Raw genomic sequence first — 7,484 nt, 5'->3', positions numbered from 1 at the left:
TGAAACTTCGCCATATGATAGTTGATCTCATCTTTACACTGTAAAAGCTGAGTGGCTGTTGTTGCTAACTGTTGAGCCGTATCTGACGATTCACGCGAGATACCGACAATAACATGCATACTATCGTTAAAAGACTCTGCAGTGACACTTTGTTCAACTGACGCAGAGGACAAACTAATCGCCTGCTCAGTAACATTGTTGACCAGATCTGAGACACTGACTAAATGGCTGCCAATGCCTTGCACCTGTTGACGCGACGACTCAACAGATTGCTGACTGTCATTCATCGCTGTCACAGCCTTTCCTGCATTATGTCGTAATGCACCAATTATCGCATCAATTTCCCGGGTCGATTTCTGAGTGTGTTGTGCGAGTGCTCGAACCTCATCGGCCACCACTGCAAATCCTCGTCCCTGCTCGCCAGCTCTGGCAGCTTCAATGGCCGCATTCAAGGCTAACAAGTTTATTTGATCTGAAATACTATTGATGACTCCGAGTACAGAGCTGATATTTTCAGATTGTTGAGCAAGGTGGTCAACAACTTCTGAGGCATCTGAAATATTAATACTCAATTGATTAATATCTTCTATTGCCGTTGCTGTAACTTGATTACAAGATTCAATCAATTGCTGACTTTGCCCTGCGCTTTCTGCCACTTCACTAATATGACTGCTAATCTCAGCCATTGTTGCGGTCATTTGTGTCATTGCGCTGGCGACCATCTCAGATTCTGATAACTGTTTTTGCGCGCCACTATTATTATCTTCAGCAATGCTGTTCAATTCAGAGCTGCCCCTATTAAGTAAGTTGAGGTTTTGGCTAGTGTCTCCTACCATATTGCGCAATGAGTTGGTCATGTTATTAATGGCTTCAGATAAACTGGCTAATTCATCGCGACCTTCACAAGACAGCTGATGATATAACTCCCCCTTAGCCAGTTTTTCAACAATATGAATAGTCGACTTGATTGGACGAATAACTGATCGGGTGATTACAAAGCCGATGATAAAACTGGCAATCAGCGCCGAGATACAAACAACTAATCCAACTATAGTGCTAAGCTGTTTATCTTCGGCCATCTGTAGCTCAACATTCACAAGAATCTGCTTGGCGCTATCACGCACATCGGTTGCGGCTTTTAGCATTTTATCACGCGTAAACAGTAACGATTGCAGCTGACTGTCAACCTCGGAGAGCATTGTCAGATAACTGGAAACCTCCGACTGTGTAACGTAATTAGCCCATTGACTAAGGTAAGCCTGCCATTGATCGATCAAATTGGGATCAAGGGATAATTCGGTTTCGCTGCGCATTTTACCCAATAGGACTAACAACAATTGCGCTGAATCATCGTTATACTTTTCCGACCAGCGCTGCTCTGCCTCCGCCATTTTCTTAGTCAGGCTCTGTATCTCGGTGACTTGCTGATAGAGCAGCTCAAACTCTTTACCATATTCAATATTGGCGGCTTCGAATCGTTGTACCAAAGGTTTATTTAGGGCGCTGTTAAATAGATGCTTACTCGCCATAAAATTATCTAAATTAACCTTATGCCATTTTTTAAATCGCTGCGCATAGATAGGATCACGGCTATTGAGATAACTATTTTCTAAAACCTGTAAACCAAAAACCTCCCTGACACCGACATTAGCTACATTTAACTGATTAATACCATCCTCAATTAACCAACGTCCTCTTAAGCCTTCAGCAAATACCGCTAGTAACAAAAAAATAATAATGGCAAAACCAGCACCAAGCCGTTTGCCAAAACTATAGTGATCTAATCTGAACATTTCATCTCCATTACCCCTGATAGGGAGTTGTTTCACGAATAGTGATATTGAATAATTTTTCCACCTTGAAATAAGGCAATACTATTGATAGTAATTTGAACCTTCAGGATTGAGAGTCATATCCAGATATGCCCCTGCATAACCATAATTGCAACCAAAATCACCGGACTCACCGATAGCAACAAAAAAATAATAATGGCAAAACCAGCAGCAAGCCGTTTGCTAAAACTATTATGATCCAATTCGCACATTTCATCTCCATTGCACCCTGCTGGGGAGTTGTTTTATTAACATTGATATGTTTATAACTTCTTCCATGTTGAAGTCAGGCACTATTGTTTATACCAATCACATTAAGTCATGTGATCAAGTAGTTAGTTTGATTGGTAAAATAATAGAGCGGGCACTTGCATAATGTAAAAAAGGGTAAGTGATAGCAGGACAATAAAATAACCGCCCTGCTAATCAATATTAATCCACTTTTTTAAGTGTCACTTCTTGCGGAATACCAAAATAGATAATAAAGCTAATCTTGGTTGAATCGGCACCGGGACTAACGGTAACCTTCTCATTTGCTTCGACAACTTGCCATTGACCTTTGATCGTGGCCTGTACACTTGTTGGTTTCGCCGCAGTATAACGGGTCATATTCAGATCCGGAGTAACCCCACTGATCTTCAGGGTATTATCAGGTAACTCCTGAGTCATCACGATCGAAGCTTTATCCATGCTCATCACCAGTGAATCATCGAAACTGGTTCCATCAAAAGCAGCATAACCTGTGGTTTTGCTCTGTTTGTCATAAACAACATGGGCAGATTTATCCTTACGAACAACCCTGTATGGCTTCTCTCCCTGCTGATACTCAGCAGCTAGTTGAGCCATTTTTTGTGGCGAGGCATCCAGCAGAATTAAGTATTCATATTCAGCATTATCCGGCTCTGTGCCATGATCTATCCAAGCTACAACAAAATCACCTTCTGTTTTTTCACGGCTTCGGTCATTGGCTGACTCTTGATGCTGACGGCGAACCTCAACCGTTGCGCCTTTAGTGAGCAGATAACCATTGCCATGCCCGTCAATTAACCAGTCTCCTTCGGTTAACTGGGCCTGATATGGCATATCTGTTACTTCTTCACCATTAATCCAAACTGAAGAGGATTTATCGGTGAGCGCATATTGGAACAATGTTGTTTCAGTAGAGTATTCACTGGTACCGTTTGAGATATTACTACCCGACATCACAATACGATCTTCGACTGATAAAGTTGATTTTCTCGCCGTAAAACTACTATCCATATTAGGCAAAGATGCTGCTTGGAATTTAAAAGCAAACATACCGTATTTACCATCCAAACTAGATGCACCACTAAAGGGTTGATCAGCACGTAGCATCAAGGTATGTTTTTGTGGGCTTTCCAACTTTTCCAGTGGTAAGTGAATAGTGGTTGTTCCCGGATTGCGGTTCCAGTCCCAGCCCTCTTGAACAAAACCAATTTCACTCTGTTTTCCATAAGGGATAATCTGAACAGCACCGTGACTCTGGTATCGTCCATAGCGGTTATCACGGTAGTAAATTTCTGAAGACCATACATTACTGTTGTATGCTTTCATTGTTACCATGTCATCTTTATAACGGTGAATACCAAATGCACCGCCATTAAATGCCCAGTATCCTTGCGGTAAAGTGGCAGGCGTGATCTCCTGTTCAAACAATTCAAGCGATGCCTGCAAATCTTTACCTGTCATTTGCAAATAAGCAGCCGCAAGCTGTGTATCTACTTTATCGCCAGTTTCCGGATTTCCACTCAGTGCTAACCAACGATAGCCTTCACTTATATGTCGTAATGCCGGCGGATTAAACGGATGGCGGCCGGATAAGCCTAAGCCCACTTCCGGGTTACTGTAAACCCAAGCTGCCAGCATCGCTTTTTTAAGCGCTACACGCCCTTCACTGCTAACACTAAATGGCGTACCGTCTAGCATATATACCAACTGAGCCGCATTATTAAATGCAGGGAATGAGTATCCCGGATAGTTACCCTCATGTCGCCACGCCGTACCATCAGGACGCAATCCGTCACGACCACCTGGCGGGGTTTGTGATAATGCGACATTAATGTAATTGCCAAACTTTTTCAGTAATGCGATGCGACGATCCATATCCGGCTCAAGCATCAATAAAGAGAGATGTTGACGGGATAATGTATTGAAATAATCGAGATCCGAACTTTCCGGCCCTGTAACCATCTCAAAGTTAGCCTTAAACTCGCGGGAATACCAAAGTAGTGCATCGAACACTGGCTGGCGTAATTGGTTTTCGGCTAAAACATCTGACATCAGCATTGCAGAGATATACCACCAGCGAGAAGCGTAGCCCCAATGGTGAGTTGTCACTAAGCCGCTGCCGTCAACAAAGCCCTGATCGAGAAGATGCTCAGTCATCAGCAGATACATATCAGCCAGCTCTTGTTTTTCAAACTCAGATTCACTAAGGTTCCAGAATCGGCCAATATTAAGCAGCACATTAGAATATTCAGCTAAGGTTACATAATCATCAAACATTAACTTATCTTCAGCATTCAAAAAGTCAGGCTGGTAGATGCGTTTCTGCTTGCCGGTAATGAGATGGCGCCCAGTCAGATTGCCTTTCTCATCCCGGTTAATGCGCATTGATAGAAACTCATTACGCACTTTATCCAAGCTCTTGAACGATTTAACACCTTTTAGTTTTTGTGCACTGGTAAATACGTCAACAAGCGAACTACGAATGCTTTCTGCCGCTGCAATTTCCTGTGGCGTTGCTTGCGGAAGCTGCTTAGGTAATTTAAAGTCGATTTCCGGAATATCATAGCGGGTTTTAACTTGATCATCCGACCATTGATAACGGGCATCATCAATCGACAGCATAATACGGTCAATATAAAACGTTCCCTTCTCCGCTGCCGACGGCGCTGTAAAACGGATGCTATCCATATCACCACGTGGACCGCCGGAAATACTGCCCATTCCGAGTCCTTCACCGCTGGCATTATCGGTAATGCCAGCCCCTTCAACTTCTCGGCCTTCAATATCATTAATCAGGGACACGCCAATCGTACGCCAGCCGGTAAAATTCATATTTACCTTATAGCCAGCATCTGCTGCTGTTGAACCACCTAAACCGCGACCAAGATCAACAATCATGAAATCATCGACTGCTGTTTCATTGTAGATCCAAAAAGAGAGCACTTGAGTTGCACGGCGCCCGTAGGCTTTTTGCGCTTCCGAATCGGTAACCAGACGGATCGGCTCTTTGACGGTAAACGTACTATTCTTTGACCAATCCCATTTTAATGATTGCTCTGCCATAATATAACGATCTGTACTCAGTGATAATAACGATCCTTCACCCGCTTCTATTGAATCTGGGAGGGTCTCGTTATTAAAACTAAGAATTTGTGACTCCATGATCGGAGCCGGTTGTTGCTGACTTTGCATTGGTACAACAGGAGTAAGCACAGAACAAGCACTTACACCTAAGGCGATAGAAATAGCCAGTGAGACTTGTTTCAGTTTTAATGGTGTTCTCATAAATAAACCTTAACTATAGATTCAGACATTACAGGCAAGCTAGCCCACAAAATAACAGTACCGTTCCGCTTAAAAATGCTAACAATGGAATCGGAATTTTAGTCCTGCTAAATGCTTAGCAGGACTGTTCTGTTAATGACTCTGATTGGAATTAATTTAGAAACTTTTTGATACATTGAAGTTAATAGAACCTTCTTTATAATCACCACGCTGGTAATAGTTCAGTCCAGAAGATGCACTAAGGGCATTAGCCATTTTCAGATGTGCATTCAACTTCAGTTCCAATATATCTCCGCCCACTTGATCGCCCTGAATAACAAAACGATCATTTGAACTATCCATCGCAAGTCCAGCAGTTTCCTGAATAACCTGAGTTTCATCCATATCTTTATAAGCCATAACAGAAAGTAACGGCGTTAATTGCCCATAAGATGTCTGGTAGGTATTAAAAGCAGTAAAACCAGCTCCGAAATGTTTCACTGAATAGCTCTGACGGTCATAACGCAGACTTGCCGGTGAGCCAGTCTCTTCGTAATCATCTACACGTAGCCATTGATAGTTATAGGCAAGACGAGGTTCTATTTTCACCATATCCAGATCAAATTTCATTCCAGCCATCAGCTGATAGCCTATCTGTAATGAATTGTAATCAGCTTCCGCTTCGGTATTACCTCCATAGTTGCTGCTCGCCCCTACTGTGCGAGAACTGCTATGGTCATTTCGACCGATATTAATATTGCCGTCAATAAAATACTTTTCATTAAACCAGCCTGAATAAAGCATCATCTGGTAACTGTCTACCTCTTTGCTGTTAGCTGTATTATTAATATCAGAACTTGAATTGGCATAGGCAAATGAAACCCCTAACAAACGCTGCTTATCAAAGACACGATCTATGCCGACATTAATACCATAAGTATTCAGTGCATAACCGTGAATTTCAGAGCTGTCAGATTGCTCACCGTAACCATAAAGAAGGTTAGCCCAGCCATTCCATCCATCGTTTTCTGTGCTTAAATAACTTTCATTACGCAAGATATTGGTACGATCATCCACTTGGCTACGCATTTTATCGACAACCAATAAAGCAGCTTTAACTTCACTGCCTTCAGCATCTGGTGTTAACTCATCAGCAAGCTGTGCAGAAGCAGCCGCATCAGTGCCAGGTGATACCAATAATGCAAGTAATTCACCCGATTCATCCGAGCGAGTCTGATTATAACTATTCAGGGCGTAGTTAACTGTATGATTCGCCACCACAATCTCATTTGCCGTTGCGCCACCAGCAGCAACCTGACCGACAAATTCATCGCCACCTTCATAATTAACAGCATATCTGGCGATTAATTGATTGCCAGTCACTCCACCATTGACATCCGGTGGCATTGCGACAACCCAAGATTGATCAACTTCAAGAATCGGTGAAACATCAAACGAAAGTGCGCCATCAAAGCCAGAACCAGCCCCCACAGTGACATTTTCTTCACCGCTAATACCATCTTGCGATTCAAGCAGAATAATATCTTCATCTAACAGATTATTGACATTACTGCCGGTATAGGAAACTTTAACACTACTATCAGCCTGAAAAGTCGTCTTCCCCGTCACCACAAGAATGGGCTGTTCAAGGTCGGTACTATCAGCCACGCTGAAATTCATGCTTGCATTAGCTTTATTGATATAATTAGTATCCCAGATAATGCTACTGTCTTGAGAAATAATGGTTAAATTCCCATGGTTCTCAATCGTATCAAGGCCACTAATTAGCGAACCATCAAAAGAGGCATCAGCTGCGCCCCCTTGATAAGCAAAGTTAATTTTATTGCCACTAACATTATTACCGATAATATTACCTTTAATGCTGCCATTCACATCGATACGCATTGAGCTGCTACTTTCGCTAAAATCAAGCGCATTTTCAGCGCCACTAATTAGCGAGCCATTTTTAACGTAAACGCCCATATTCGGGCTGGTTGGCTTACTTTGAACAAAGTCACCATCAATCTTAATGGCGGTACCATTTTCGCTAACAACGCTTTTGCCTTGTTCAATATTCAGATTGCCCTCAAAAGTTGAATTTCCATCAACATAAATGGCATTGGCCCCCTGGCCGGTAAC

At 42.6% G+C, this 7,484-nt stretch carries 4 protein-coding genes; all 4 read right to left on the bottom strand.

Annotated elements, in window-relative coordinates; genetic code table 11:
- On the bottom strand, positions 1-1,793 hold a 1,793-nt coding region (locus AC4GME_RS12925), incomplete at its 3' end, for a methyl-accepting chemotaxis protein (protein WP_490379528.1).
- Positions 1,794-1,909: 116 nt separating this feature from the next.
- Positions 1,910-2,044: a hypothetical protein gene (locus tag AC4GME_RS12920; RefSeq protein ID WP_490378078.1), complete on the bottom strand. Its 135-nt coding sequence runs from the start codon at positions 2,042-2,044 to the stop codon at positions 1,910-1,912.
- A gap of 220 nt (positions 2,045-2,264) precedes the next feature.
- Positions 2,265-5,366, bottom strand: a complete 3,102-nt coding sequence (locus AC4GME_RS12915; protein ID WP_490379527.1) for a chondroitinase family polysaccharide lyase — start codon at positions 5,364-5,366, stop codon at positions 2,265-2,267.
- Between the two features lie 156 nt (positions 5,367-5,522).
- A partial coding sequence (locus AC4GME_RS12910; RefSeq protein ID WP_490379526.1) for an autotransporter family protein occupies positions 5,523-7,484 on the bottom strand: 1,962 nt, incomplete at its 5' end.

It is taken from the genome of Psychromonas sp. (assembly GCF_983033635.1).
This window is presented reverse-complemented; position numbering and strand designations above follow the sequence as displayed.

Coding starts and splice junctions, on each gene's coding strand:
- AC4GME_RS12915 (WP_490379527.1), bottom strand. CDS start 5,366: ATGAGAACACCATTAAAACTGAAACAAGTCTCACTGGCTATTTCTATC.
- AC4GME_RS12920 (WP_490378078.1), bottom strand. CDS start 2,044: ATGTGCGAATTGGATCATAATAGTTTTAGCAAACGGCTTGCTGCTGGT.